The following is a 26,571-nucleotide window of genomic DNA, read 5'->3' as shown; positions in this document are numbered from 1 at the left end:
GGGGCGACGCTCTCGGTCGGTTCCATTCCCGTCCCTCTCACAGCCGGCGGTGCCCACGCCACGCGGAGCCACGCGGACTTGAAGATCCCTGGACAGCCGCGTCCGAAAACCCTGCCCCGGCTCTCGGCGAGCAGGGGAGACCCCATCCGCAGCGGGGCACGGCAGGCGCACACCTCAACAGTAGGCCGCAGAAGGCTTCCACGGGCAGCGGTCGTCTACGGTTGCCCGAATGCGACCCGGCCACCCGTATGCATCTGATATGCGCTGAACGGGTGGCCTTCAACCGCTATTCTTCGGCCGGAAGTGCGGCTTCCCTGGCGGCGTCCGCCCCTTGTTCGAGCAGGACGGCGAAGCCGTCCTCGTTGAGAACCGGAACCTTCAGTTGCATGGCCTTGTCGTACTTCGAACCGGGGTTGTCCCCCACTACGACGAATCCCGTCTTCTTTGAAACGGAACCGGTGACTTTTGCTCCGCGGCTCTGCAGCGCCTCTTTCGCGCCATCCCGGGTGTGGTTCTCCAGTGTGCCCGTGACGACGACGGTGAGTCCTTCCAGGGGACGCGGCCCCTCGTCCTCGCCCGCGCCCTCTTCCTCCATCCGGACTCCGGCGGCGCGCCACTTGCGGATGATCTCCTGGTGCCAGTCCTCGGCGAACCACTGCTTGAGGGACTCCGCGATGGTCTTGCCGACGCCCTCGACGGCCTCGAGCTCCTCCACCGAGGCCTGCTCGATGCGGTCGATGGAGCGGAACTCGCGGGCCAGCGCCTCGGCGGCGACCGGGCCCACATGCCGGATGGACAGGCCGGTGAGGACGCGGGCCAGCGGGCGTTCCTTGGCCGCGGCGATGTTCTCCAGCATGGCGAGCGTGTTCTTCTTCGGCTCGCCCTCCTGGTTGGCGAAGAAGGTCACGACCTTTTCCTCGCCGGTCTTCGGGTCCCGCTTGGGCAGGCCGGTGTCCTGGTCGAGGACGTACGACTTGATGGGCAGCAGTTCCTCGACCAACAGGTCGAAGATGTCGCCCTCGTCGAGGATCGGGGGCTCGGCGGGCTCGAGGGGCTTTGTCAGCGCGGCCGCGGCGACGTAACCGAAGTTCTCGATGTCCAGGCATTTGCGGCCCGCGAGATAGAACAGGCGCTCGCGCAACTGGGCGGGGCACGTCTGTCCGTTCGGGCAGCGGAGGTCGATGTCGCCCTCCTTCATGGGCCGCAGCGCCGTGCCGCACTCGGGGCACTCGGCGGGCATCACGAACTCGCGCTCGCTGCCGTCGCGCAGGTCGACGACCGGGCCGAGGATCTCCGGGATGACGTCGCCCGCCTTGCGGAGCACCACCGTGTCGCCGATGAAGACGCCCTTGGCCTTCACCACGTCCTGGTTGTGCAGGGTGGCGAACTCGACCTCGGAGCCCGCGACGGTGACGGGCTCCACCACGGCGTACGGAGTGACGCGGCCGGTGCGGCCGACGCCGACTCTGATGTCGACGAGCTTGGTGTTGACCTCCTCGGGCGCGTACTTCCAGGCGATGGCCCAGCGGGGGGCGCGGGAGGTGGAGCCGAGGCGGCCCTGGAGCGGGATCTCGTCGAGCTTGACGACGACGCCGTCGATCTCGTGCTCCACGGAATGGCGGTTCTCCCCGAAGTACGTGATGAACTCGCGGACGCCGTCGAGGCCGTCGACCACCTTGTTGTGCTTGGCGGTGGGCAGGCCCCACTCGCGCAGCAGGTCGTACGCGTGCGACAGGCAGTCGATGTCGAAGCCCTCGCGGGCGCCGATGCCGTGCACCACCATGTGCAGCGGGCGGGTCGCCGTGACCCGCGGGTCCTTCTGGCGCAGCGAACCCGCCGCCGCGTTGCGCGGGTTGGCGAAGGGCTTGTCGCCGGCCTCCACCAGGCGGGCGTTCAGCTCCTCGAACTTCTCCATGGGGAAGAAGACCTCGCCGCGGATCTCGACGAGGGCCGGAACGCGGTCGCCCTGGAGGCGCTCGGGGATGTCCGCGATGGTGCGGACGTTGGGCGTGATGTCCTCGCCCGTGCGGCCGTCGCCGCGGGTGGCGGCGCGGGTCAGACGGCCGTTCTCGTACGTCAGGTTGACCGCGAGGCCGTCGATCTTCAGCTCGCAGAGGAAGTGGTGGTCGCCGGTGCCCACTTCCTTGGCGACGCGGTCGGCCCAGGCGGCCAGTTCCTCGTCGTCGAAGGCGTTGTCGAGGGACAGCATCCGCTCGCGGTGCTCGACGGAGGCGAAGTCGGTCTCGTAGGACCCGGCGACCTTCTGGGTCGGCGAGTCCGGCGTGCGCAGCTCGGAATACCGGTCCTCCAGGGCCTCCAGCGAGCGCAGCAGCTTGTCGAACTCGGCGTCGCTGATGACCGGCTGGTCCTTCACGTAGTACCGGAAGCGGTGCTCCTCGATCCGTTCGGCCAGCTGGGCATGCTCGTCGCGTGCCTCGGCGGGCACCGTGCCTTCCTGTTCGACAGCCACCGTCTCGTCCTCCCGTTGCCTTCAGACCCAGTTGCTCAGCGTTACTCAGGAGAGTCCGCGAGTGATCTCGCCGCCCGGGCGCAGTGCGCGAGCGCCGCGCGGGCATATGCGGGCGAAGCACCCGCGAGACCGCACGACGGCGTGACCGTGACCGACTCCGCGAGTGACCCCGGATTCAGCCCCAGCCTGCGCCACAGCGTCCTGACACCCATGACGCTACCGGCAGGGTCTGACAATGGTCCGTCGGTGCCCGGTACGACACCGGCGAACAGCTTCGTGCCGGCCTCGACGGCCTCGCCGAGCACCTCGTCATCACGCTCGGTGAGCAGCGAGAAGTCGAACGACACGGCGTCCGCGCCCGCCCTGCGCAGCAGCGCGAACGGTACGTCGGGCGCGCAGGAGTGGACCAGCGCGGGCCCGTCGTGGACGGCGAGGACGTCGCGCAGCGCGCTCTCGACGAGCTGCCGGTCCACGGCGCGGTGCGTGCGGTACTGGCTCGCGGTCCTGATCTGCCCGCGCAGCACGGCGGTGAGCGAGGGCTCGTCGAGCTGCAGGACGAGGTCCGCGCCCGGCACCCGACGCTTGACCTCCGCGAGGTGGCCGCGCAGCCCCTCCGTGAGCGATCCGGCCAGGTCCCGGCAGGCGCCGGGGTCGGAGAGCGCGGCCTCGCCGTTGCGCAGCTCCAGGGCGGCCGCGAGCGTCCAGGGGCCGACGGCCTGGACCTTCAGCGGGCCCGTGTAGCCCTGGGTGAACTCCTCCAGGGCGTCCAGGTCCTCGCCGAGCCAGGACGCCGCGCGGCGCGTGTCACGTCCCGGCCGGTCGCCGAGGCGCCAGCCGCTGGGCTCCACGCGCGCGTACAGCTCGATGAGCATCCCGGCCGTGCGGCCGATCATGTCGGCGCCGGGTCCGCGCGCGGGCAGCTCGGCCAGGTACGGCATGCCCTCGTCGGCACCGTCGAAGGTGCCGGTCACCGTCTTCGCCGTCTCGCGCGCGTCGCCGCCGGGCATCGATCCGACGCCGGTGGCGCCGCCCCACCGCATACCGCTCACCGCCTCGCTCACCGTCCGGGCCGCACCGTCAGGTCGTTGACCTCGGCGTCGCGCGGCAGGTCCAGGGCCATCACGATCGTCGTGGCGACCGACTCGGGGGCGATCCACTGCGCGGCGTCGTACTCCTTGCCCTCCTGCTGGTGCACCTTGGCCTGCATGGGGCTCGCCGTGCGCCCGGGGTACACGGAGGTGACGCGCACGCCGTTGCCGTGCTCCTCGTTGCGCAGGGAGTCGGCGAGGGCCTTCAGGCCGTGCTTGGAGGCGGCGTACGCCGACCACTCGGCGCTCGCGCGCAGGCCCGCGCCGGAGTTCACGAAGATCACGTGGCCCTGGGTGACGCGGAGTTGGGGCAGGAAGTGCCGGGTCAGCTCGGCGGGCGCGATCAGGTTGACGTTCAGCTGGTGGCGCCAGGACTTGGGGGTGAGGTCGCCGACGGGGCCTAGGTCGACGACGCCCGCGATGTGGAGCAGCGAGTCCACGCGGTCCGGGAGGCTCTGGTGCGAGAAGGCCCAGGAGAGCTTGTCGGGGTCCGCGAGGTCGCCGACGAGGGTGCTCGCGCCCGGGAACTCGGCGGCGAGCTCCTTGGCGCGGCCCGCGTCGCGCGCGTGCAGGACGAGGGTGTCCCCGCGCTCGTGGAGACGGCGGGCGACGGCCGCGCCGATGCCGGAGCCCGCCCCGGTGATCACATGAGTTGCCATGTGCCCATGGTCGCATTCCGGCCGGTCAGCGCGTGCCCATGGCCTCCTCCAGGTACGCGAGGGCGCCCACCGGCTCCTCCGCGAAGAAGACCAGGTCGGTCAGCGGCACCGGCAGGAAGCCCTCGGCCTCCATGCGGCGGAACTGCTCCTTCAACCCGTCGTAGAAACCGCCGGAGTTGAGCAGCACCACCGGCTTGGTGGTCCGGCCGTGCTTCTTCAGCTCCAGGATCTCGGTGGCCTCGTCGAGGGTGCCCGTGCCTCCCACCATGATCACGACCGCGTCGGCCTTCTCCAGGAGCAGCGCCTTGCGCTCGGCGAGGTCCTTGGCGATCACCATGTCGTCGACGCCGGGCCGGGCCTTGGCGGCGAGGAAGTCGACCGAGACGCCCGTGAGGCGGCCGCCGGCCTCCTGCACGCCGTCCGCGACGACCTTCATCAGGCCCACGTCGGAACCGCCCCACACCAGGGTGTGGCCGCCCTTGCCGAGCAGCTCGGCGAACTCGCGGGCGGGGCGGGTGTAGGTCTCGGGCAGGTCGGCGGCGGAGAGGAAGACACAGATGTTCATGGCATCCACCGTACGTTCCGACTCAGGCACCCCGGCAGCACCCGGAACCGGGAAGAACGACCCCCGTGGACGCGCTGAACCAGGAAGACGACTCCTACGGAAGGGCACCACCGTGACCCAGGGACACCGCATCACCGTCGAGCAGGGCACCCAGCACGTGCGCGTGCAGCAGGGCGGCCAGGTCGTGGCCGAGAGCAAGCGCCCGCTCCTGCTGCGTGAGACGGGCTTCCCGGTGCGCTACTACCTGCCTCCGGAGGATGTGCGCACCGACCTCCTCACGCCGTCCGACACGCACACGTACTGCCCCTTCAAGGGGACGGCGTCCTACTGGTCGCTGCCGGGCACCCCGGACGCCGTGTGGGCGTACCCGGAGCCGAAGCCGGAAGTGGCCCAGATCAAGGACCACTTCTGCTTCTACGAGGTCACTGAGGTGACCTCGCACTGACCGGCGAGGGCGGGGAGCGCCCAGAAGGGGCGCGGGGAACTGCGCGACAAGCCCCCACCGGCCCGCGGGCAGAACTCCTCCGCACCGAGCGGAGCGCTACGCCGCGGTCGCCGTGAACGTCCTGCGGTAGGCCGCCGGAGAAACGCCGAGTACAGAACGCATGTGCTGGCGCAGCGAGTTGGCGGTGCCGAAGCCCGCGCGGTGGGCCACCAGGTCGATGGGCAGGTCGCTGGCCTCCAGGAGGTGGCGGGCCAGTTCGAGGCGCTGGGCCGTGAGCCAGCGGCCCGGCGTGGTGCCCACCTCGTCGCGGAAGCGGCGCGTGAACGTGCGCAGGCTCATGCGCGCGTGGTCGGCCATCTCGCCCAGTGTCAGCGGCTCCTGGAGCCGCTGCAGCGCCCACGCGCGCGTGTCCGCCGTGGTGGCGAGGGTCGCCTCGGGGACGGGCCGTTCGATGTACTGCGCCTGGCCGCCGTCGCGCCAGGGCGGCACGACGCAGACGCGCGCGACGTGGTTGGCGACGGCGCTGCCGTGGTCGCGGCGCACCAGGTGCAGGCACAGGTCGACCCCGGCGGCCACCCCGGCCGAGGTGAGGACGTCGCCGTCGTCCACGAAGAGCACGTCCTCGTCCACACGCACGCGCGGGTAGGTGCGCTGGAAGTGCGGGGCGACGTGCCAGTGGGTCGTCGCGGGCCGCCCGTCGAGGAGCCCCGCGGCGGCGAGGACGTACGAGGCGCTGCAGAACGACACCAGGCGGGCACCGTTCCTGATCCGGCCGAGCGCGGCGGCGACCGGCTCCGGGAGCTGGTCGCCGGTCAGGCCCTTGTCGAGTTCGCTCGTCGGCGGTATCACGACCGTGTCGGCGCTCTCCAGGGCCTCGGGTCCGTGCTCGACGGCTACGGAGAAGCCCGCTTCCGTCCGCACGGGGCGGCCGTCCACCGTGCACACCACGATGTCGTACAGGGGGCGTCCCGCCTCGTCCTGCGCGGTGCCGAAGACGCGCGAGGCGATGCCCAGCTCGAAGGCGTACACCCCCTCCAGGGCGAGGACGACGACGCGGTGCGTGCTGTGGGATGCCATGGCCAGATCCTGTCACATGATGGCCAAACTGCCAGCACCGCGAGCGGTCGGGCGGACGCACCCTGGTGGTCGCTCACCAGAAAGGACAAGATCAATGAGCTCCCGTACGACCGCCACCATGCGTGCCGTCAGCCCGCGCGCGTGGGGCACCCCCGATGTCCTCGTCCCCGTCGAGGTGGACCGCCCCGAGCCCGGGATGACCGAGATCCTGGTCAAGGTGCACGCGGCCGGGGTGAATCCGGTCGACTGGAAGACGCGGGCCACGGGCGGGTTCGGGACGTGGGGCGACACCCCGATCCTCGGCTACGACGTGTCCGGCACGGTCGAGGCCGTGGGCGCCGGGGTGACGTTGTTCGCGCCCGGTGACGAGGTGTTCGGCATGCCGCGCTTCCCGGAGCAGGCGGGCGGCTACGCCGAGTACGTCGCCGCCCCGGCCCGGCGCTTCGCCCGCAAGCCCGCGAACATCGACCACGTGGGGGCCGCCGCGCTGCCCCTGGCGGCCCTCACCGCCTGGCAGGGCCTGATCGAGACGGCGGAGCTGCGCGCGGGCCAGCGCGTCCTGATCCACGCGGCGGCCGGGGGCGTCGGCCACCTCGCCGTGCAGATCGCCAAGGCGCAGGGCGCGTACGTGATCGGGACGGCGCGCGCCGACAAGCACGACTTCCTGCGCTCCCTCGGCGCCGACGAGCTGATCGACTACACGACGACGGACTTCGCCGAGGCCGTGCGCGACGTGGACGTGGTCCTCGACGGCGTCGGCGGGCCCTACGGAGACCGCTCCCTGCCCGTGCTGCGGCCCGGTGGCCACCTGGTGACGCTGCCCGACCCCGGGGGGCTGCCGGACGCCGCGCGGGCGCGGGAGGCGGGCGTCCGCACGGGCTGGACCATCGTGGAGCCGGACCGGCACGGCATGCTGGAGATCGCCCGTCTGGTCGCCGAGGGCAGCCTGCGCGCCGAGGTCGCCGAGACGTTCCCGCTGGAGCGGGCGGCCGAGGCGCACGCCCTGGGCGAACTCTCCCGCACCCAGGGCAAGCTGGTCCTCACGGTCTGAGCCCGTCCGGCGATTGAGGACGAGCCGCGAAGCGGCGATGCGGGGGAAAGGGACGCAGCCCCCTACCCGGCCGACGGCCAAGGCCAGCCACGTCCTCAGGCCAGCGCAGCGACCCGCTCGGTCGAGGCGATCGTCGCCGAGCCCACCACCCGCGAGCCGTCGTACAGGACGATCGCCTGGCCGGGGGCGACACCGCGCACCGGCTCGGTGAAGCTGACGTGCAGGGCGCCGTCGACCAGCTCGGCGGTGACCTCGGTCTCGCCGCCGTGGGCCCGCAGCTGCGCGGTGTAGGTGCCCGCTCCGGAGGGGGCGGCACCGCACCAGCGGGGCTTGACGGCCGTCAGGGCCGTCACGTCGAGAGCGGCGGCGGGGCCGACCGTCACGCGGTTGTCGACCGGGGAGATGTCCAGGACGTAGCGGGGCTTGCCGTCGGGCGCGGGCGTGCCGATGCGCAGGCCCTTGCGCTGGCCGATCGTGAAGCCGAACGCGCCCTCGTGGCTGCCGACGACCGCACCGGACTCGTCGACGATGTCGCCCTCCGCCTTGCCGAGGCGCGAGGCCAGGAAGCCCTGGGTGTCGCCGTCCGCGATGAAGCAGATGTCGTGGCTGTCGGGCTTCTTGGCGACGGCGAGACCCCGGCGCTCGGCCTCCGCGCGGATCTCGTCCTTCGTGGTGACGGTGTCGCCGAGCGGGAACATCGCGTGCGCGAGCTGCCGGTCGTCGAGCACCCCGAGGACGTAGCTCTGGTCCTTGGCCATGTCCGAGGCGCGGTGCAGCTCGCGCACCCCGTCCTCGCCCGTGATCACCTGGGCGTAGTGCCCGGTGCAGACCGCGTCGAAGCCGAGGGCCAGGGCCTTGTCCAGGAGCGCGGCGAACTTGATCTTCTCGTTGCAGCGCAGGCAGGGGTTCGGGGTGCGCCCGGCCTCGTACTCGGCGATGAAGTCCTCGACCACGTCCTCGCGGAAGCGCTCGGCGAGGTCCCACACGTAGAACGGGATGCCGATGACGTCCGCCGCGCGGCGGGCGTCGCGCGAGTCCTCGATGGTGCAGCAGCCGCGCGCGCCCGTGCGGAACGACTGCGGGTTCGCCGACAGCGCCAGGTGCACACCGGTCACGTCGTGCCCCGCTTCGGCGGCACGAGCGGCGGCGACGGCGGAATCCACCCCGCCGGACATGGCGGCGAGGACACGGAGCGGGCGGCTGGTGCGCGGCGGGGCCGACGGGATCTGCGAAGTCATAGCCCTAACAGGGTACGGGTCCGCGGGAACCCGGCGCCCCTGAGTATGCGTTGAGGATCACATGGGGGCCGAGAAGACGGAGAGCGCCGGGGACGCCGGGCAGGCCGAGCCGCCGCCGGAGCGCGCGGTCAGCCGGCGCGCGCTGCTGCTCGGCGGCACGGCCGTCGTGGGCGTGGGCACCGCCCTGGTCGCCCGCGACGAGCTGGGGCGCCTGTGGTGGCGGATTCCCGGAGTGGTGAAGAAGCGCGAGGAGGGCGCGGTCGACGCCCGGGGCGCGCAGTGGATAGCGGCGTCCTCCGCGAACTGGCGGCGGGCCGACCGCCCCGACGACTACGAGATCGACCGCGTCGTCATCCACGTCGTGCAGGGCGGCTACCGCACCGCCCTGAAGGTCTTCAAGGACCCCGGCCACGGCGCCGCCGCGCACTACGTGGTCCGCAAGGACGGCCACATCGCCCAGATGATCCGCGAGCTCGACGTGGCGTTCCACGCGGGCAACAGGAACATGAACGAGCGCAGCGTGGGCATCGAGCACGAAGGTTTCGTGGAGAAGAAGGAGTCGTTCACGGACGCGATGTACGAGGCGTCGGCGCGGCTCACGGCGGGGATCTGTGAGCGGTACGACATTCCGGTGGACCGGGAGCACATCATCGGGCACGTGGAGGTGGAGGGGACGGATCACACGGATCCGGGGCCGTACTGGGACTGGGATCGGTATCTGCGGCTGGTGCGGCGGGAGCGGGATCGGGCCCGTCGGCCTGCACGGACGAGGACGCCCGCCTAGCGGGGCCGGTGCGGGGGCCCGGCTGGGAGCTCCCCAAGCCCGCCCCTTCCCGATCCTGGGGCTCCGCCCCAGACCCCGCTCCTCAAACGCCGGAGGGGCTGGATCGCCCCGCCGGAGGGGCTGGGAATCACCCGCAGCAGCAGGGACTCAGCTCAAGCCTGCCGTCCGCGCCCTCTCCACCGCCGGGCCGATCGCCGCCGCCACCGCGTCCACATCCGCCTTCGTGGACGTGTGCCCCAGGGAGAACCGCAGTGTGCCGCGGGCCAGGTCCGGGTCGGTACCGGTGGCGAGCAGGACGTGGCTGGGCTGGGCGACGCCCGCGGTGCACGCCGAGCCGGTGGAGCACTCGATGCCCTGCGCGTCCAGGAGCAGCAGGAGCGAGTCGCCCTCGCAGCCGGGGAAGGTGAAGTGGGCGTTGGCCGGGAGGCGTCCGGCGGGGTCCGGGTCGCCGCCGAGGATCGCGTCCGGGACGGCGGCGCGGACGGCCGCGACCAGTTCCTCGCGCAGCGCGCCGATCTCCCGGGCGAACCACTCGCGGCGCTCGGCGGCGAGCCGCCCGGCCACGGCGAACGCGGCGACCGCGGGCACGTCCAGGGTGCCGGAGCGCACGTGTCGCTCCTGGCCGCCGCCGTGCAGCACGGGCACGGGGCTGTAGGCACGGCCGAGCAGCAGCGCGCCGATGCCGTAGGGGCCGCCGATCTTGTGCCCGGAGACCGTCATCGCGGCGAGCCCGGAGGCGCCGAAGTCGACGGGCACCTGCCCGAAGGCCTGCACGGCGTCGGCGTGCAGCGGCACGTCGAACTCGGCGCAGACGTCGGCCAGTTCACGTACCGGCTGGAGGGTGCCGATCTCGTTGTTGGCCCACATGACGGTGGCGAGGGCGACGTCGTCGGGGTTGCGGGCGATGGCCTCGCGCAGCGCCTCGGGGTGTACGCGGCCGTGCGCGTCGACGGGGAGGTACTCGACGGTGGCGCCCTCGTGCTCGCCGAGCCAGTCGACGGCGTCGAGGACGGCGTGGTGCTCGACGGGGCTCGCGAGGACCCGGGTGCGGGCCGGGCCGCCGTCCGCGCCGGAGCGCCGCGCCCAGTACAGACCCTTCACGGCGAGGTTGTCCGCCTCGGTGCCGCCCGAGGTGAGGACGACCTCGCTGGGGCGCGCGCCGAGCGACTCGGCCAGCGTCTCGCGGGCCTCCTCGACGGTGCGGCGAGCCCGGCGGCCCGCCGCGTGCAGCGAGGAGGCGTTGCCGGTGACGGCGAGCTGGGCGGTCATCGCCGAGATCGCTTCCGGGAGCATCGGGGTGGTCGCGGCGTGGTCGAGGTAGGCCATGGTGGGCACGATTCTACGAGCCGTGACCGAAGGCCCCGACCCCGCGGTGGCGCGTCTGCGCCGGTCAGCCCGCGAAGCTCCAGGACACCGTGTTGTTCAGGGACATCAGCGTGCCGAGGACGACGAGATCGGCCACGCCGAGCCCGAGTCCGAGCAGCGCGCGGCCGCGCCGCGCGGTGCCGCGCCACAGCGCGAGGGACGCGAGGACGATGGCGACGGGGCCGAGCACGATGTTCAGGACGAGCAGCCCGAGCAGGCCGAGGACGAAGGAGGCCACGGCCATGCCGTCGGTGTCGCGGCGGCCGACGGGCCGGTCCCCCGACCCGCTTCCGGTCGGCTGCGATCCGCTCCCGGTCGATTGCGGACCTGCGTCGGTCGGCCGCGGACCCGCGTGGGTCGGCCGCGGACCTGCCTCGGTCCGCCGCGGACCGCGGTCGGTGGGTGCCTGTGCGGTGAGTTCCATGGTGCGACTCCTCAGGGTGGTCGGAGGTCGTACGGAGTCGGTGGCCGCGGGGCGGTCAGCGGTGGCGCGCGTGCCGCTCGCGCAGCGCGAACACCAGCAGCCAGACGCCGATGACGGCGGCCAGGACGAGTGAGACGGACAGCGGGGCGTGCGCCACGGTGCCCATGGCGACGCCGAGGAGCAGGAGTGCGGCGACGAGGAACAGCACGAGAAGGACCCCTCCCATAGCGGATGGCCGGACAGCTGTCGAAGCTTGGGTGAACGATTGTGGTTACAACTGTTCACTGACTGGAGAGTCTACTCCTCCCACGGCTTTCAAATCTCGGAGAACAGTTGTTAACTGCATGGCATGAGTCACACCCTCGACGGCCCGGCCCCGGGCGCCCGGCAGGCGCAGAAGCAGAAGACCCGGCAGGCCCTGCTCGACGCGGCGCTGCACCTGCTCGCGGAGCAGAGCCTGTCCAGCCTCGGCCTGCGCGAGGTGACCCGTGCCGTCGGCGTGGCCCCCACCGCCTTCTACCGGCACTTCCGCGACACGGCCGACCTGGGCGTGGCCCTCGTCGAGGAGGCCCTGGGCAGCCTGCACACCACGCTGGTCGCCACGCTCGCGGCGACCGGTGACGGCGAGGAGCGCATCACGGCCGCCGTGGACCTGATCGTGGCGTACGTCCGGGCATACCCCGCCCACGCCCGCTTCATCGCGCGCGAGCAGCACGGCGGCGTGAAGGCGGTGCGCGAGGCCATAGGCGGCCAACTCACGTTGTTCGCCCAGGAGGTGGCGGCGCAGTTCGCCAAGGAGCCGGAGGCGGCGGGCTGGAGCGAGGCGGACCTGCTGATGCTCGCCCGGATGTACGTGGACCACATGGTGATGACCGCGTCCGCGCTCCTGGGGACCGACGACGAGGAGCCCGTGGCCGACCGGGCCCGCAGACAACTGCGCCTGCTCACCCTGGGCCGCCGACACTGGCTGGACGCGACGGCAGACAAGAACGACGGATAGCGACGGACAGCGACGGGCGTCGGCAGATGACGGCGGATGACGACGGACAAGTCTGGCCGGTACTCGACGTACCCGTAAGGGGCAACTAGCCTTCTCGGTCATGACAACCACGCATCCCGACTGGACCCTCGACCAGACCTTCGCCTCCTCGTCGGGCACCGTCCGCTGGGCCGCCCTGGGACCGGCCGACGCGCCCCCCGTCGTCCTGGTCCACGGCACCCCGTTCTCGTCGTACGTCTGGCGGGGCGTCGCCAAGGCGCTCGCGGGCGAACACCGTGTGTACGTATGGGACCTGCCCGGGTACGGGGCGTCCGAGATGCGCGCCGGGCAGGACGTCTCGCTGGCCGCGCAGGCCCGGGTGTTCACCGAGCTGCTCGCCCACTGGGGCCTGGACGGGCAGGAGCCCCCGGCCGTCGTGGCCCACGACTTCGGCGGCTGCGTGGCCCTGCGGGCACACCTGCTGCACGGCGCGCGCTACGCCCGGCTCGCCGTGGTCGACCCGGTGGCCCTCGCGCCGTGGGGCTCGCCCACGTACCGGCTGCTCGGCGCGCACGCGGACGTGTTCGCCCAACTGCCGCCCGCGCTGCACGAGGCGCTGGTACGGGAGTACGTCGGCTCGGCGAGCCACCGCGGGCTGCACCCGGCCGTGCTCGACCGGCTCGTGGCGCCCTGGTGCACCGAGGCGGGCAGGCCCGCGTTCTACCGCCAGATCGAGCAGAACGACCAGCGGTTCACGGACGAGATCCAGGGCAGGTACGGCGAGTTGGAGCTGCCCGTCCTGGTCTGCTGGGGCACCGAGGACACCTGGATCCCGGTGGCGCGCGGCCACGAACTCGCCGGTCTCGTCCCCGGCGCCGAGCTGCGTCTGATCGAGGGCGCGGGACATCTCGTACAGGAGGACGCCCCGGCGGAACTCACGGGGGCGCTCGCGCGTTTCCTCAATGCGGGCCCTCGTACAGTGCGCTGACAGCCGCGGCGGCCCGCGCCAGCTCTTCCCGGATCTCCGGCGGCGACAGGACCTCGACGGCGTCGGAGAAGGCGAGCAGGACGCGCGCCGCGCGCTCCTCCTCGACGACGAGGCGCACGGTCACCCACTCCCCCGCGCCCTCAGCAGCCCCGTCCCCCGCCCCCTCCTCCCTCTGCTCCCTCTCACCCCTCTCACCCCTCTCCTCTCTCTCCTCCGCGACCTCCGTGATCGCACCCCCGTGCAACCGCAGAAAGCGCCCGTAGCGGTCGCGGCGCACCCGCGCGGTGACCTCGATGCCGCCGGTGCGCCGCTCCACCCACTGCTTCAACCGCTCCCACACGTCCGCGAGTTCGACCCCCGGGCGGCGCCGCACCGCCTCGTCCATCAGGCTCGCCGAGCGCACCCGGTCCGCGCGGAAGAGCCTGGGCTCGCCGTCCCGGTCGGCCACGAGGTACCAGACACCCGCCTTGGAGACGAGGCCGTAGGGGTCCAGGGTGTAGTCCCGCACGCCCTCGGACCCGCTGTGCACATAGCTGACGCGCACGCGCCGGTCGGCGAAGACCGCGTCCTGGAGCGTGCCCAGATGGTCCAGGGGCAGCCCGGATCCGGGGCCGCGCGTCCAGCGCGAGGCGTCGACGAGGATCCGGCGGCTGGTCAGCTCGGCGGCGGGCCGGTGCGGCGCGGGCAGCGCCGCCATCACCTTGCGCAGGGCCGAGCCGATGGCCGCGTCCAGGCCGAGCGCGGCGTGGGCGCCCTGCGCGGCAAGGACGAACAGGGCGCGCGACTCGTCGGCGGTCAGGCCCGTGACGTCGGTGCGGTAGCCGGGCAGCAGCGTGATGCCGCCGTGCCGCCCGCGCTCGGCGTACACCGGGACGCCCGACGCGGACAGCGCCTCGACGTCGCGGTAGATGGTGCGGACGGACACCTCAAGGCGCTCGGCGAGTTCGGGCGCGGGGACGGTGCCGCGGGTCTGGAGCAACAGCAGGATCGAGAGCAGCCGGTCGGACTTCACGCGGTCAAGGATCGCGCACGCCCCCCCCCACTCACGGATCGCGCACGCCCCCCACTCAAGGATCGCGCACGCCCCCCATCACGGATCGCACACGCTCCCGATCGCGGACGGCCGGGCGTGCTCGATCGGGAAGCGCACGACGGATCCAGAAGCGACGGAAAAGGCCCGTCACTTGTTCCCAAATTTTGCTTATGATTCGGCTGTGTTCGACTCCCGGCACATCAGGTCCTTCCACGAAGTGGTCCGCACCGGTTCGTACTCCGCCGCGGCCCGCTCGCTCGGCTATACGCAACCGGCGATCACCCAGCAGATGAAGGCGCTCGAACGGTCCGTGGGCACGGTCCTGTTCACCCGGGTCGGCCGCCGGATGCGGCTGACGGAGGCGGGCGAGGCGCTGTCCCGGCACGCCGGGGTGATCCTCGGCAACATCGACGCGGCCCAGCAGCAGATGAACGCGATCACGCGGCTGCGCACCGGCCGGGTCAGACTGTGCGCGTTCCCGAGCGCCACGGCCACGCTGATACCGGAGGCGCTGGCCCGCCTCGCCCGCAACCACCGCGGCATCCGCGTCGAACTCCAGGAGTACGAGCCGCCGGAGTCCCTGCAGCGCCTGGTGCACGGCGACGCCGACGTCACCCTCGCCTTCACCTATCCCGGCCTGCTCGAAGAGGTGCCGGACGAGGTCGTCGAAGTACCGCTGATGGAGGACCAGTTGACGGTCCTGATGCCCACCCGGCACCCGATGGCGCGGCGCCGCTCGGTGCGGCTCGCCGATCTGTCCGAGGAGCGCTGGATCGCCGGGTGCCTGCGCTGCCGCGCCAACTTCCTGCACGAGTGCGCCGAGCAGGGCTTCGCCCCTGACATCGCCTTCACCACGGACGACAACCTCGTCATCCAGAGCCTCGTCTCCGAGGGCCTCGGCATCGCGATGATGCCGGGCCTCGTCCTGAACTTCCTGTGCCACCGCTCGGTCACGGGACGCCCGCTCGACCCGGCGTCCCGGCGGCAGGTGTCGGCGTACGTCCTGCGGGAGCATCTGCGCATTCCGGCCACGGCACTGGTCCTCGACGAGCTGAAGGCGGTCGCGGCGAACCGTGTCGGCTGCTGACCGGACCGGCCGCCGACCACCACCCCGCCGACCGTTGAACGGCCAACCCATAAGCACTTTTTGAGGTCACGCCAAAAGACTGTCGTTGGACGTGATGGATGGGGTGGGCCGACGCTGCGAGTATGACCACCCCCACCGCGCACACCCGCACCGCACCCGCCCGCCCCTGTACGACGCCGCGCCTCGACGCGCTCGTCGCGGAGATACGCGAGGCCGTCGGCCGCGGCCTGCCCCCGGACCTGACCGCGTACCTGGTGGGCGAGCGCCTCGCCCCGCACCTGGGCACCGCCGACCTGCTCACCCCCGAGCAGTGCGAGGGCGACCCGGACCGCTACCGCCAGCACCTCCTGCACGCCGAGAGCGACGGCAGCTTCTCCCTCGTCGGCCTGGTGTGGCTGCCCGGCCAGCGCACGTCCGTGCACGACCACGTGTCGTGGTGCGTGACCGGTGTGCACGAGGGCGAGGAGCACGAGCGGCGCTACCGGCTCGTGCCCGCCGAGGACGGCGTTCCCGCGCACCTCGTCGCCACGGAGGACGTGGTGAACCCGCAGGGCGCGGTGTGCGGTTTCGCGCCGCCCGGAGACATCCACCGGGTGTGGAACGCGGGCGCGGGACGCGCGATCTCCCTGCACGTCTACGGCGCGGACATCGGACGGCTCGGCAGCAGCGTGCGACGGGTGTACGACCTCCCGGCCGACCGCTGATGGCCCTGCTCGGACAGCGCCCGCCGAAGACGGCGTCGGCGCCGCGTCCGCCCGTGCGCGCCACCGGGCCCTGGCCGGGCCTCGCCCTGGCCGCGGCGGGCGTCGCCGTCGCCTGGCTGACGCACCGGCTCGTGCCGGACGTGCCGATGCTGACGGTCGCCATCGTCCTCGGCCTCGTCGCCGCGCAGGTGCCGGGTTCCCGGGTGTGGGTACGCGGCTGGGCCAGGCCCGGCCTCACCTTCGCCGCGAAGCGCCTGATGCGGGTCGGCGTGGTGCTGCTCGGTCTGAAGCTCAGCCTGCGCGATGTGCTCGGGGTCGGCTGGGCGACCGTCGCGATGGTGCTCGTGGTGGTCGCGGCGACGTTCTTCGGCACCTGGTGGCTCGGCCGGAAGCTGGGCCTGCCCGGCGACCAGCCGCTGCTCATCGCCACCGGCTACTCGATCTGCGGGGCGTCGGCGATCGGCGCGGTCAGCGACGTCTCCCGCAGCGAGGAGCGCGACACGGCCGCCTCGGTCGCGGTGGTGACGCTCTGCGGGACGCTCGCCATCGCCGTGCTCCCCCTGCTCCAGGGGCCGCTGGGGCTCACCGACGCGGAGTTCGGGCGCTGGGTCGGGGCGAGTGTGCACGACGTGGGACAGGTCGTCGCCACCGCGCAGACCGCCGGGGGCACGGCCCTCGGCGAGGGCGTCCTGGTCAAGCTGATGCGGGTGGCGCTGCTCGCGCCGCTGGTCGCGGGTGTGGCGATCGCGGTACGGGCCCGGCGCGCGGCCGCCGCGGACGGGACCGCCGACGCCGGTGAGCGCAGGCCGCCGCTGGTGCCGCTGTTCGTCGCGGGGTTCGTGGCGATGGTCGGCGTACGCAGCACCGGATGGCTCCCGGACGCGGCCCTCGACGCCGCCGGGATCGCCCAGGAACTGCTCCTCGCCGCCGCCCTGTTCGGCCTCGGTAGCGCGGTGGACCTGCGGACGCTGGTACGCACCGGGGGCCGGGTGGGGCTCGTGGGGCTGTGCGCGTGGGTGGTGGTCGGCGGGGTGTCGTACGCGGGGGTGTGTCTGACCGGGTGAGCTTGCCCGGACACCCGGCGACCGGACGACCGGTGGGCGTGCGCGGACACGCGACGCCCGGGCCGCGGAGGTCGGCCCGGGCGGGGTGTGCTGCCCTGTCAGCGCAGGCGGGCGCGGGCGAGCTGGCGGGACTGGGCCACCAGGCGGTCCGCGGAGTCCCAGACCTCGGCGTCCTCCTCCAGGAAGCCGCCGGCGAGGTTGCGCGTGGTGATGGCGACGCGCAGCGGCCCCGGGGCGGGCCTGGCGCGCACGTGGACGGTGAGCTCGATGGTGGGCACCCAGCCGGAGAGGCCCATCTCGAAGGCCGTCGGCGGCAGCGCGTCCACGGCGAGCAGCAGCGACAGGGGATCCGCGTCACGCCCGTCGGCGAGCCCGAACCACGCCCGCATCTCGCCCTTGCCGGACGGCTGGCCGAGCGCCCACCCGAGGGTGGACGGGTCCAGCTTCAGCCACAGCCGGTCGGCGATCGCGGACGAGCCGGGCACCGCCCGCTGCTCGGGCGGGGCGTCGTCGGCGCCGAAGCACTGGTCGACCGGGGGCAGCTCCGGCGGCTCGGCGGTCGTGCGCACGTCGTCGGGCAGGGCGTCCAGGTCCCCGTACGAGGCGAGCACGCGCAGCCGCTCGACCTCGGTGCCGTCCGCCTCGAACTGCACCAGCGAGGCCTGTCCGGTGGAGAGGCCGCGCCCGGTGCGCACGGTCTCGGTGCGGATCACGGCGGGGCCCGGGTCGGACGCCGTCAGATAGTGCGCGGAGATCGTGAACGGGTCGGAGTGCGGCAGCGCGTCCGCGAGGGCGCGGCCGACGACGGCGAGGAGATAGCCGCCGTTGACGGCGTTGACGATGGTCCAGCCCGCGGAGAGGTCGATGTCGTAGACGCCGGGCTCCCGCCGGGTGACCGCCGTGTCGCGGTCGAACTCGCTGTCCCCGACCGTGGCGCGCGCGAGGGGCGCCGCTGCTGTGTCAGCCATACCGGCAACGTACAACACAAAACTACTAAGCGGTAGCTTTATGCTCCGGCTCCTCCGACGCCGAGGAGCGGCGGTTCCACGCGCGCGGCGCCCGCCAGTGGTAGTGCATCGCGAGCAGCCGCAGGACGAACGCCGTGACGATCGCCAGCGCCGTCGTCAGCCCGTTCAGCACGTCGAAGCGGATCGACAGGGCGACGATGGTGGCCCCCACGATGGCGGGGACCGCGTACAGGTCGCGGTCCCAGCGCACCAGGGACGGGACCTCGTTGGCGATGATGTCGCGCAGCACGCCGCCGCCCACCGCCGTGGCCAGGCCCAGGGTCGCCGACGCGGTCAGGCCGAGCCCGTAGTCGTACGCCTTCGTGGTGCCCGTGACACAGAACAGGCCGAGGCCCGCCGCGTCGAAGACGTTCACCGCGAACTGGGTGCGCTCGACCTGCGGGTGCAGGAAGAACACGAGGAGCGCGGCGAGCAGCGGGGTGAGGAAGTAGCCGAGGTCCGTGAAGGCGGCCGGGGGCACCGCGCCGATCACCAGGTCGCGGAAGAGGCCGCCGCCCAGGGCCGTGACCTCGGCGAGCACGGCGATGCCGAAGACGTCGAAGTTCTTGCGGACGGCGAGGAGGGCGCCGGAGATCGCGAAGACGAAGATGCCGACGATGTCCAGTGCGTGCTGGACCCCCGGACTGAACAGTTCCTGAAGCACGCCGCATTGTCCCTCGCCGGGAGGGTGGCCCCGAATCGCCGGCTCCGCCGAGCTCGTCCTCAAACGCCGGACGGGCTTTCCCCCACCCACCCCCGAAAAGGGGCGGGCGGGGAAAAAGCCCGTCCGGCGTTTGAGGACGAGGCCGCAGGCCGATCGGCGTGCGCTCAGTCCTTCGTCACGTCGGTCGCCTTGGCTTCAGCCTCCTCCGCAGCCGCGGCGGGCTCCTCCTTCGCCGGGGCAGCCGCGTCCTCGGCTTCCGCGCCAGCGGGCTCCTCGGCGGCGACGTCGGCGGCAGTGGTGACCGACACCACATCAATGGCCTCTCGGGCCACGGAGAGCAGCTTCGTGTCCTCCGGCGCCTGGTCCGGCGCGTTCTCCGGGTGGTGGCAGGCCACCTGGTGCGCCGTCTCCAGGGCGATGAACTCCGGCTCCTTGACCGCGCAGATCTCCGTCGCCTTCCAGCACCGCGTGTGGAAACGGCACCCCTTCGGCGGGTCGATCGGCGAGGGCACGTCGCCGCGCAGCAGGATGCGCTCGCTCTTGGCGCCGCGCCGGTTGGGGTCGGGCACCGGCACCGCGGACAGGAGCGCCTTCGTGTACGGGTGCATGGGCTTGGTGTACAAGTCCTTGCGGTCCGCGAGTTCGACGATCTTGCCGAGGTACATCACCGCGATGCGGTCGGACACGTGCCGGATGACCGACAGGTCGTGCGCGATGATCACGTAGGTGAGGCCGAGCTCGTCCTGGAGGTCGTCCAGGAGGTTGACCACCTGGGCCTGGATGGACACGTCGAGGGCCGACACCGGCTCGTCCGCCACGACCAGCTTCGGCTGCAGGGCGAGCGCCCGCGCGATGCCGATGCGCTGCCGCTGACCGCCGGAGAACTCGTGCGGGTAGCGGTTGTAGTGCTCGGGGCTGAGGCCAACCCGCTCCAGCATGCCCTGGACGGTCTTCTTGACGCCGCCCTCGGGGTTCACGCCCTGGAGCTTGAAGGGCGCGCCGACGATCGTGCCGATGGTGTGCCGGGGGTTCAGCGACGAGTACGGGTCCTGGAAGATCATCTGGACGTCGCGGCGCAGCGGCCGCATCCTCGCCGTGCCCAGGTGCGTGATGTCCGTACCCTCGAACTCCACCCGCCCGCCGGTCGGTTCGAGCAGCCGGGTGATGAGCCGGCCCATGGTCGACTTGCCGCAGCCGGACTCGCCGACGACGCCGAGGGTCTCACCGGAGCGCACGTCGAAGCTGATGCCGTCGACGGCCTGGACGGCCGCGACCTGGCGCTGCAGGAGCCCCTTCTTGATGGGGAAGTGCTTCACCAGTCCTTCGACCTTGAGGAGCACGTCCCGCTCGGAGTCCGGGGCGGGTTTCGCCTGCGCGGGGATGGTCATGTCCTGGCCCTTCACAGCTTCGGCGCAATCTCTTCGGTCCAGATCTTGGTGCGCTCCTCGCGCGACATGTGGCAGGCCGAGTAGTGCCCGGAGCCGACCAAGCTCAGCTCGGGGCGCTCGCTGCGCGTGATCTGGTCCTTGGGCACGTCGGCGTACGGGCAGCGCGGGTTGAAGGCGCAGCCGCTCGGCAGGTTGATGAGGCTGGGCGGGGAGCCCTTGACCGGGACGAGGCGCTCGGTCTCGTCGCGGTCGATGCGCGGCATCGAGCCGAGCAGACCCCAGGTGTAGGGGTGCTGGGGCTCGTGGAAGACCTGCTGCGCGGAGCCGCGCTCGACGCAGCGGCCGCCGTACATCACGAGCAGCTCGTCGGCCATCTCCGCCACCACGCCGAGGTCGTGGGTGATCATGATGACCGCGGAGCCGAACTCCTTCTGCAGATCCCGGATCAGGTCCAGGATCTGCGCCTGCACCGTCACGTCGAGGGCCGTCGTCGGCTCGTCGGCGATCAGGAGCTCGGGGTTGTTGACGAGCGCCATGGCGATCATCGCGCGCTGGCGCATGCCGCCGGAGAACTCGTGCGGGTAGGAGTCGACGCGCTTGTCGGGCTGCGGGATGCCGACCCGGTCGAGCATCTCGACGGCGTGCTTGCGCGCCGCCTTCTTGTCGACGTTGTTGTGGACCCGGTACGCCTCGATGATCTGCTTGCCGATCGAGTAGTACGGGTGCAGCGCCGACAGCGGGTCCTGGAAGATCATCGCCATCTCGCGGCCGCGGAGCTTGCGCACCTCGTCCGCCGGGGAGCTGAGCAGCTCGGTGCCGTTCAGCCAGATCTCGCCGGACAGCTGCGCCTTGCGGCGGCCGTACTGCCCGGCGGTGTGCAGGCCGAGGATGCCGAGCGAGGTCACGGACTTGCCGGACCCGGACTCGCCCACGATGCCGAGGGTGCGGCCCTTCTCCAGGCTGAAGCTGAGCCCGTCGACGGACTTGACCAGGCCGTCGTCGGTCGGGAAGTGCACCTTGAGGTCGCGCACCTCGAGGAAGGCGGAGGGAGCGGGCGAGCCGGCGACGACCTCGCCGACGGCCGTGCCGGTCTTCGACACGGTGGCTTCCGCGCCGCCCTCGGGCGCCGCTCCGCTCTTGGACAGTTCGGTCATCCCAGCCTCACTCGCGGGTCGATGACGGCGTACATGATGTCCACGACGAGGTTGGCGATGGCGATCGCGAGGGCCGCACACAGGGTGACGCCGAGGATCACGGGCAGGTCCTTGCTGCTGATGGCCCTGACCGCTTCCAGGCCGAGGCCCGGAAGGTTGAAGGTGGACTCGGTGAGCACGGCGCCGCCCATGAGCACGCCGAGGTCGAGTCCGAAGACGGTGAGGATCGGCGTCATCGCGGAGCGCAGCGCGTGTCTGCGGATGACGACGGACTCGCCGAGGCCCTTGGCGCGCGCGGTGCGGATGTAGTCCTCGCCGAGCACTTCCAGCATGGTGGCTCGGGTGAGGCGGGCGTACATCGCGGCGTTCAGGAAGGCGAGCACGATCCACGGCAGGATCAGCGTCTGGAACCAGACGTCGATGGAGTCGTCCGTACTGAGGCTGTCGGCGATCTTCACCCAGCCGAGGTTGTGGACGAAGACGCCCATCGCGATCATGCCGGTGAAGAAGACGGGGAGCGAGACGCCGGCGAGGGCGGTGGTCATCGCGGCGCGGTCCCAGACGGTGCCCCGCTTGAGCGCGGAGATCACACCGGTGAGGACACCGGCGCCGAGCCACAGCACACAGGCACCGGCGGCGAGCGCACCGGTGACGGGCAGGGCGTCCTTGAGGGTCTCCCAGACGGGGGCCTCGGTGCGGAAGGAGTAGCCGAAGCAGGGCGCGGGGCAGTGGGTGACGTCACTGCCGTTGGCGTAGTCGCGCCCCATCGGGATGCCCTTGACGAAGTCCCAGAACTGCACGAGCAGCGGGTCGTCGAGGCCGAGTTTGGTCCGGATGCCTTCGAGCTGCTCGGCTCCGGACGCCTTGCCGGCGAAGAGGACGGCGATGTCCTGTCCCGCCCACTTGGGCAGCATGAAGAAGACGGTGAAGGTCGCGAGCAGTACGACCAGCACCATGATGATTACGGCGATCAGGCGCCGGATGAGATAAGCAAGCACTGTGCGCGGCCCGGCGGTGGCCGAGGCCCCCTCGTGAGGGGCTCCGGTCGCCGCCCGGGGCCATCACCTGCCCTTCGGACTGGCGGGATGCGGCGGTGGCGTGGCGGTCGGTCAAGAGCGGCCGCCGCGGCGGGAGTTCACCCGCCGCGGCAACGCGCTCACGGTGTTACTTCTTGTCGTTGACGCCGAGCGAGACGTAGTCGTACCGGCCGTTGAACGCGTCGGACATGTACGCGTTCGTCAGCCGCGGACCGCGCCAGGTGATGTTCTTCTCGTACAGGAAGGGCATCCAGTCAGCCTGGTCGAGGATCCGCTTGTCGAGGGCCTTGTAGGTCTCGCCGGCCTTGACCGGGTCGGTCTCGGCGATCGCCTTGTCGAAGAGCCCGTCGACCTTCTTGTCCTTGATCTGGGACTCGTTGTAGTTACCGGTCTCGGCGAGGAAGCGGCTGTCGAACAGCGGCTGCGCGTAGCCCTGGCCGGAGGGGAAGTCCGGGCCCCAGCCGCTCATCTGCATGCTGTAGCCGCGCTTCTTCACCACGGACGGCGAACCGGTGATGCTGGAGGAGTCCGCGCCGTCGAGGGTCTCGACGGAGAGGTTGATGCCGACCTTCTTGAGCTGGGCCTGCAGCGCCTCGGCGGTGTCCTCCTCGCCCGGGTTGTTGTTACGAGCGGTGATCTTGGCGCTGAATCCGTCGGGCTTGTTGCACTTCTTCAGCTCGTCCTTGGCCTTGGCCGCGTCCGGCTTGCCCTGGCGCTCCAGGACGCCGTACGGGTCGTAGGCGCTGTAGCCCGGGATCGCCTTCGGGAAGGTGCTGTTGGCGATGTCACCGGCCGCGAGCTTGCCGCCGCGGGTCTGCTGCAGGGCCGCGAAGTCCGTGCCGTAGAAGACGGCCTTGCGGCAGTGCACGTTGTCGAACGGCTTCGCGGTGTGGATCAGCGCGACGTAGCGCACGAAGGACGTGTGCATGTTGTCGATGCTGTCGCGGTGCTTCTGGATGGCGGTGACGCGGCCGGACTGGGTCATGCCGGTGCCGTTGAGGTCGACGTCGTAGTCGCCGGCCATCAGGCGCTTGTCGTTCTCCTCCAGGTTGGCGGAGATCGTCACGTCGACCTTGTCGGGAAGCGCGGCGCGGATCGGGTCCGAGTCCTTCTTCCACTTGTCGTTGCGGACCAGGATGATCTTCTTGCCCGGCTTGTACTGCGAGAACTTGTACGGGCCCGCGGAGAACGGCCGCTGGGTGTACTTGGCCTTGGTGTCCTTGGACGCCTTCACGGGCGAGCCGGACGGCATGGCCAGGAACTGCTCGAAGTCACCGTTGGGCTTCGGCAGCTTGAAGACGATGGTCTTGTCGTTGGGCGTCTCGATCGCCTTCAGACCGAGCTTGTCCTTGGACGAGTCCTTGTAGGGGCCCTTGTACTCGCCCTTGGGGTCGAGCGCCTTCATCAGGTACTGCGGGCCACCGGTGATGGTGTCCGTCGCCCAGATGCGCTCGATGCCGTACTTGACGTCCTTGGAGGTCAGCGGCGAGCCGTCCTCCCAGGTGACGCCGTCGCGCAGCTTGTACGTGTAGGTCTTGCCGCCGTCCGAGATCTTGCCGTTGCTCTCGGCGAGGTCCGGGACCAGCTTGGTGCCCGCCTTGCCCGGCTTGGTGTCGTACGACACCAGCTGCCGGGTGTAGAAGCGCATGAAGTCCCAGGACATGCCGTAGTAGGCGCGCTGCGGGTCGGCCGAGTCGAGGTCCTGCTTGCCGACCATGCGCAGGGTGCCGCCGGCCTTCTTCGACGGGTTGGCGACCTTGTTCAGGGCGGCGTTGTACCCGGCGCCCTTGCCTTTGCCGTCGCCGTCGCCGTCGCCGCCACCGCACGCGGTGGTGGTCACCAGCGCCGCGACTACGAAGGCCGCACCAGCGGTGAGCCGTCGCTTCGAGGAAACTGTTGGCATTTTGTCGCAAACCTCCGAGATTCGCGGTCCCTGGCCATGAGCTGCCTGAGAACCATGGAAAGAGCCACCTGACTGCGGCAGGGGCAAGTCAGTTGGGGACTGCTAGCGGGTTCCCTTGGGGTCGAGCGCGTCGCGCAGACCGTCCCCGAAGAGGTTGAAGGCGAGCACCGTGATGAAGATCGTCACGCCGGGGAAGACCATGAACATCGGATCGTGCTCGTACGTCTCCAGGGCGTCGCGGAGCATTCCGCCCCAGGAGGCGGTCGGCGGCTTGACGCCGGCGCCGAGGAAGCTGAGGGCGGCCTCGGTCAGGATGTTGGTCGGGATCATCAGCGTCGCGTAGACGGTGATGGGCGCGACCAGGTTGGGCAGCAGCTCACGGAAGAGGATGTGGCGTCGGCCGCCGCCGAGGCTGCGGGCCGCCTCCACGTACTCGCGTTCGCGCAGCGAGAGCGTCTGGCCGCGGACGATGCGGCCGACGTACGGCCAGCCGAAGAAGCCGATCACCAGGATCAGGATCGCCACCCGCACGCTCGTGCCCTGCAGGCCGAGCAGATCGTCCGGGAGCACGGAGACCAGGGAGATGATGAAGAGCAGCTGCGGGAAGGACAGCAGCACGTCCATCACACGGCTGATCAGCGCGTCGACCCAGCCGCCGAAGTAGCCGGCGATGATGCCGAAGAGCGTGCCGAGCACCACCGCGACCACGGCGGCGAGGAAGGCCACGAGCAGCGAGATGCGCGCCCCGTAGACGATCCGGCTGAAGACGTCGCGGCCCTTGTTGGGCTCGACGCCGAACAGGAAGTCGCTGCTCACACCGCCGAGCGAGCCCGTGGGCAGGTTGGTCAGCGGATCCAGCTTGTCCTGGTGGAAGTCGTTCGGCGGGTGACCGAGGAGGCTGACGATCAGGGGCGCGAAGACCGCGACCAGGACCAGTACGAGCACGGTGATTCCGCCGGCCAGGGCGACCTTGTCCCGCTTGAGTCGGTTCCAGGCGATCTGCTTGAGCGACCGTCCCTCGACCTTCTTCACCCCCGCACCAGCTGCGGGAGCGACGTCCTCGGTGGGTTTCGCGTCCGCAGGTGTGTCATGCAATGGCGCCGTCATCGTGGCAGGGACCCCTCTCAACCGGCGGTGACCGGCCCGCACTTGCCGCTGTAGCGACGTGAATCGTCCGTCGTACACAGGGGCGAAGGCCCCTTGGTGCGGGAGTCTTCAACGGGGTCGTGATCTGTTACCAGACTTGTCGGGGAATGGATGCGCAACCGTGATGCTGATCGAGGTGTTCCGTTATCCGGACGAGACTGAACGCCGGGCGAACACGGGGCACTTCAGGGCCAAGGCGCCACGGGGGTCCATACCGCCACTCCGGCACCATTGGGGGACATCGCGCACGTCGGCGCTGATCAGCAGGCTCCGCACCGGCGAAAACCGGACGCTGTCCTGATCAGTGCGGAGGGGTTTGTTCCCTTTTGTTCTAGTACGGAGCGGGATAGCCGTATCCGCCCGCGGCGGGGGCCGGAGCCGCCTGCGCGTCGCGGTCGTAGAACGGGCGGGCGTTGGCGCGCAGCCACATCGCCACCGGGTCGTGCGGGTCGGCCATCGCCACGGTGGAGACCGGCAGGCCCTCGGGGACGGCGCCGATGGACTGCTGCATCATCGCGCGGACCGTGTCCACCGCGCCCGGCGAGGTGTCGTACACATCGAGGCCGATGGCCAGGTACGGGGCGCCGAGCACGGGCTGCACCCAGGCGCGGCGCAGCGAGCGGACCGTCGGGGTCCGGTGGGCGTTCTGGCTCAACAGGGCGTAGAACTGCGGGAGTTCGATGGCCGGGTCGGTCAGGCGCAGGGGCCCGGCGGGCTGCAGGTCCAGGCCACTGGCGATGCGGCGCAGGTCCAGCCAGGGGATGCCGACGCCGCCGCCCGGGGCGTGCGGATTCAGCCACAGGCCGTAGTGGTCGGGGTACAGGGCGCGGGCCGCGTCGAGGCCGCCGAGGACCTCGTAACCGCGGTTCCAGCCGCTCGCGGAGAGCTCCTGGGCGGAGGTCACGCAGGGGGCGTAGCCGAGTCCTTCGACCTCCATGTTGCCGTACTGCGCGTCGGGGGAACCCGACTGGCCGTGCCACAGGAGCATCCACACCTGGTCGTCGGCGAGGGCTCCGAGCAGCGCCTCGTACGCGTCGTAGCGCCCCGGTGCCACCTGGCGCAGCATGTGCTCGACGTTTCCCCAAGCTCGCGGGCGCGCTCGAACAGGGGAGGCCCCGTCGCCCGCGGCCGTGCCCGACGCACTCACCCGTAACCGCCCCTTCACGACTTGCCCGACGTGCTCGACCTGTCCGCACGGCCGTGCTCCGACCGAGTCAATGGAACCAGCTTACTTCTGGCGTGGGCGCCTTG

General features: G+C 71.4%; 26 protein-coding genes. 8 read left to right on the top strand and 18 right to left on the bottom strand.

Features of this window, described 5'->3' with window-relative positions; translation table 11 throughout:
* Positions 1 to 286: 286 nt before the first annotated feature.
* From ligA to ACFVHO_RS04830, 4 genes are read right to left on the bottom strand one after another with little or no spacing between them, the layout of a single operon-like run.
* Positions 287 to 2,470 carry an NAD-dependent DNA ligase LigA gene (gene ligA, locus ACFVHO_RS04845; RefSeq protein WP_385710247.1) on the bottom strand — a complete coding sequence of 728 codons (2,184 nt, stop codon included), beginning with the start codon at positions 2,468 to 2,470 and terminating at the stop codon, positions 287 to 289.
* A 41-nt stretch (positions 2,471 to 2,511) separates the two neighbouring features.
* Positions 2,512 to 3,510 carry a methionine synthase gene (locus ACFVHO_RS04840; RefSeq protein ID WP_385710613.1) on the bottom strand — a complete coding sequence of 333 codons (999 nt, stop codon included), beginning with the start codon at positions 3,508 to 3,510 and terminating at the stop codon, positions 2,512 to 2,514.
* 17 nt (positions 3,511 to 3,527) lie between these two features.
* A complete protein-coding gene (locus ACFVHO_RS04835; RefSeq protein WP_385710244.1) occupies positions 3,528 to 4,217 on the bottom strand; it encodes an SDR family oxidoreductase in 690 nt (229 codons plus the stop codon).
* A 25-nt stretch (positions 4,218 to 4,242) separates the two neighbouring features.
* Positions 4,243 to 4,782 (bottom strand): TIGR00730 family Rossman fold protein, encoded by a 540-nt coding sequence (locus tag ACFVHO_RS04830; protein WP_385710241.1) that lies wholly within the window; start codon positions 4,780 to 4,782, stop codon positions 4,243 to 4,245.
* A gap of 112 nt (positions 4,783 to 4,894) precedes the next feature.
* On the opposite strand from ACFVHO_RS04830, the gene ACFVHO_RS04825 reads away from it, so the two are divergent.
* Positions 4,895 to 5,227: a DUF427 domain-containing protein gene (locus ACFVHO_RS04825; protein ID WP_385710239.1), complete on the top strand. Its 333-nt coding sequence runs from the start codon at positions 4,895 to 4,897 to the stop codon at positions 5,225 to 5,227.
* Between the two features lie 96 nt (positions 5,228 to 5,323).
* Here the strand turns inward: ACFVHO_RS04825 and ACFVHO_RS04820 are convergent, their stop codons facing one another.
* Positions 5,324 to 6,304, bottom strand: a complete 981-nt coding sequence (locus tag ACFVHO_RS04820) for a GlxA family transcriptional regulator (protein ID WP_385710236.1) — start codon at positions 6,302 to 6,304, stop codon at positions 5,324 to 5,326.
* Positions 6,305 to 6,398: 94 nt separating this feature from the next.
* Here ACFVHO_RS04820 and ACFVHO_RS04815 point away from each other — a divergent pair, with 94 nt between their 5' ends.
* Entirely contained in the window at positions 6,399 to 7,355 is a 957-nt protein-coding gene (locus ACFVHO_RS04815) for an NADP-dependent oxidoreductase (protein WP_385710233.1), read from the top strand.
* 95 nt (positions 7,356 to 7,450) lie between these two features.
* On the opposite strand, the gene mnmA is transcribed toward ACFVHO_RS04815, so the two are convergent.
* Positions 7,451 to 8,593: a tRNA 2-thiouridine(34) synthase MnmA gene (gene mnmA / locus ACFVHO_RS04810; protein WP_385710230.1), complete on the bottom strand. Its 1,143-nt coding sequence runs from the start codon at positions 8,591 to 8,593 to the stop codon at positions 7,451 to 7,453.
* A gap of 61 nt (positions 8,594 to 8,654) precedes the next feature.
* Here mnmA and ACFVHO_RS04805 point away from each other — a divergent pair, with 61 nt between their 5' ends.
* On the top strand, positions 8,655 to 9,377 hold the full coding sequence (locus ACFVHO_RS04805; RefSeq protein ID WP_385710227.1) for an N-acetylmuramoyl-L-alanine amidase: 723 nt from the start codon (positions 8,655 to 8,657) through the stop codon (positions 9,375 to 9,377).
* A gap of 147 nt (positions 9,378 to 9,524) precedes the next feature.
* Here ACFVHO_RS04805 and ACFVHO_RS04800 read toward each other — a convergent pair whose 3' ends face one another.
* The 3 genes from ACFVHO_RS04800 to ACFVHO_RS04790 all read right to left on the bottom strand — a co-directional run bounded on the left by ACFVHO_RS04800 (position 9,525) and on the right by ACFVHO_RS04790 (position 11,392).
* Positions 9,525 to 10,703: a cysteine desulfurase family protein gene (locus ACFVHO_RS04800; protein WP_385710224.1), complete on the bottom strand. Its 1,179-nt coding sequence runs from the start codon at positions 10,701 to 10,703 to the stop codon at positions 9,525 to 9,527.
* Between the two features lie 64 nt (positions 10,704 to 10,767).
* On the bottom strand, positions 10,768 to 10,986 hold the full coding sequence (locus ACFVHO_RS04795; RefSeq protein ID WP_385710221.1) for a DUF4190 domain-containing protein: 219 nt from the start codon (positions 10,984 to 10,986) through the stop codon (positions 10,768 to 10,770).
* Between the two features lie 235 nt (positions 10,987 to 11,221).
* The gene (locus tag ACFVHO_RS04790; protein WP_385710642.1) at positions 11,222 to 11,392 is read right to left on the bottom strand and encodes a hypothetical protein; all 171 of its coding nucleotides are present in this window, start codon (positions 11,390 to 11,392) and stop codon (positions 11,222 to 11,224) included.
* Between the two features lie 123 nt (positions 11,393 to 11,515).
* On the opposite strand from ACFVHO_RS04790, the gene ACFVHO_RS04785 reads away from it, so the two are divergent.
* Together ACFVHO_RS04785 and ACFVHO_RS04780 are read left to right on the top strand one after the other, a co-directional pair.
* Positions 11,516 to 12,166 (top strand): TetR family transcriptional regulator, encoded by a 651-nt coding sequence (locus tag ACFVHO_RS04785; protein WP_385710218.1) that lies wholly within the window; start codon positions 11,516 to 11,518, stop codon positions 12,164 to 12,166.
* A gap of 100 nt (positions 12,167 to 12,266) precedes the next feature.
* Positions 12,267 to 13,133, top strand: a complete 867-nt coding sequence (locus tag ACFVHO_RS04780) for an alpha/beta fold hydrolase (RefSeq protein WP_385710215.1) — start codon at positions 12,267 to 12,269, stop codon at positions 13,131 to 13,133.
* Here the strand turns inward: ACFVHO_RS04780 and ACFVHO_RS04775 are convergent.
* Positions 13,105 to 14,145, bottom strand: coding sequence for a helix-turn-helix transcriptional regulator (locus ACFVHO_RS04775; RefSeq protein WP_385710212.1), 1,041 nt, complete (start codon positions 14,143 to 14,145; stop codon positions 13,105 to 13,107). The two genes, ACFVHO_RS04780 and ACFVHO_RS04775, sit on opposite strands and share 29 nt — an antisense overlap.
* Before the next feature lie 202 nt (positions 14,146 to 14,347).
* On the opposite strand from ACFVHO_RS04775, the gene ACFVHO_RS04770 reads away from it, so the two are divergent.
* The 3 genes from ACFVHO_RS04770 (at position 14,348) to ACFVHO_RS04760 (ending at position 17,021) form a co-directional block, all read left to right on the top strand.
* Entirely contained in the window at positions 14,348 to 15,253 is a 906-nt protein-coding gene (locus tag ACFVHO_RS04770) for a LysR substrate-binding domain-containing protein (RefSeq protein WP_385710209.1), read from the top strand.
* A gap of 122 nt (positions 15,254 to 15,375) precedes the next feature.
* A complete protein-coding gene (locus ACFVHO_RS04765; RefSeq protein WP_385710206.1) occupies positions 15,376 to 15,957 on the top strand; it encodes a cysteine dioxygenase in 582 nt (193 codons plus the stop codon).
* Positions 15,957 to 17,021, top strand: coding sequence for a YeiH family protein (locus tag ACFVHO_RS04760; RefSeq protein WP_385710203.1), 1,065 nt, complete (start codon positions 15,957 to 15,959; stop codon positions 17,019 to 17,021). Before ACFVHO_RS04765 ends, ACFVHO_RS04760 begins: the two co-directional genes overlap by 1 nt.
* 98 nt (positions 17,022 to 17,119) lie before the next feature.
* On the opposite strand, the gene ACFVHO_RS04755 is transcribed toward ACFVHO_RS04760, so the two are convergent.
* From ACFVHO_RS04755 to ACFVHO_RS04720, 8 genes are all read right to left on the bottom strand, one after another.
* Entirely contained in the window at positions 17,120 to 17,989 is an 870-nt protein-coding gene (locus tag ACFVHO_RS04755) for a thioesterase family protein (RefSeq protein WP_385710200.1), read from the bottom strand.
* A gap of 25 nt (positions 17,990 to 18,014) precedes the next feature.
* The gene (locus ACFVHO_RS04750; protein ID WP_385710197.1) at positions 18,015 to 18,692 is read right to left on the bottom strand and encodes a trimeric intracellular cation channel family protein; all 678 of its coding nucleotides are present in this window, start codon (positions 18,690 to 18,692) and stop codon (positions 18,015 to 18,017) included.
* A gap of 164 nt (positions 18,693 to 18,856) precedes the next feature.
* The gene (locus ACFVHO_RS04745; protein WP_385710194.1) at positions 18,857 to 20,080 is read right to left on the bottom strand and encodes an ABC transporter ATP-binding protein; all 1,224 of its coding nucleotides are present in this window, start codon (positions 20,078 to 20,080) and stop codon (positions 18,857 to 18,859) included.
* Positions 20,081 to 20,091: 11 nt separating this feature from the next.
* Positions 20,092 to 21,234, bottom strand: a complete 1,143-nt coding sequence (locus tag ACFVHO_RS04740) for an ABC transporter ATP-binding protein (protein ID WP_385710191.1) — start codon at positions 21,232 to 21,234, stop codon at positions 20,092 to 20,094.
* Positions 21,231 to 22,232 carry an ABC transporter permease gene (locus tag ACFVHO_RS04735; protein WP_385710188.1) on the bottom strand — a complete coding sequence of 334 codons (1,002 nt, stop codon included), beginning with the start codon at positions 22,230 to 22,232 and terminating at the stop codon, positions 21,231 to 21,233. The genes ACFVHO_RS04740 and ACFVHO_RS04735 overlap by 4 nt, the downstream gene beginning before the upstream one ends.
* Positions 22,233 to 22,398: 166 nt before the next feature.
* On the bottom strand, positions 22,399 to 24,174 hold the full coding sequence (locus ACFVHO_RS04730; protein WP_385710185.1) for an ABC transporter substrate-binding protein: 1,776 nt from the start codon (positions 24,172 to 24,174) through the stop codon (positions 22,399 to 22,401).
* 102 nt (positions 24,175 to 24,276) lie between these two features.
* The gene (locus ACFVHO_RS04725; RefSeq protein ID WP_385710182.1) at positions 24,277 to 25,281 is read right to left on the bottom strand and encodes an ABC transporter permease; all 1,005 of its coding nucleotides are present in this window, start codon (positions 25,279 to 25,281) and stop codon (positions 24,277 to 24,279) included.
* Positions 25,282 to 25,651: 370 nt separating this feature from the next.
* Positions 25,652 to 26,467: an enhanced serine sensitivity protein SseB C-terminal domain-containing protein gene (locus tag ACFVHO_RS04720; RefSeq protein ID WP_385710179.1), complete on the bottom strand. Its 816-nt coding sequence runs from the start codon at positions 26,465 to 26,467 to the stop codon at positions 25,652 to 25,654.
* Positions 26,468 to 26,571 lie beyond the last annotated feature (104 nt).

The organism is Streptomyces sp. NPDC127108 (genome assembly GCF_042677545.1).
Lineage (GTDB): Bacteria > Actinomycetota > Actinomycetes > Streptomycetales > Streptomycetaceae > Streptomyces.
The sequence above is the reverse complement of the archived record's forward strand: the minus strand, read 5'-3'. Positions and strand labels throughout refer to the sequence as shown.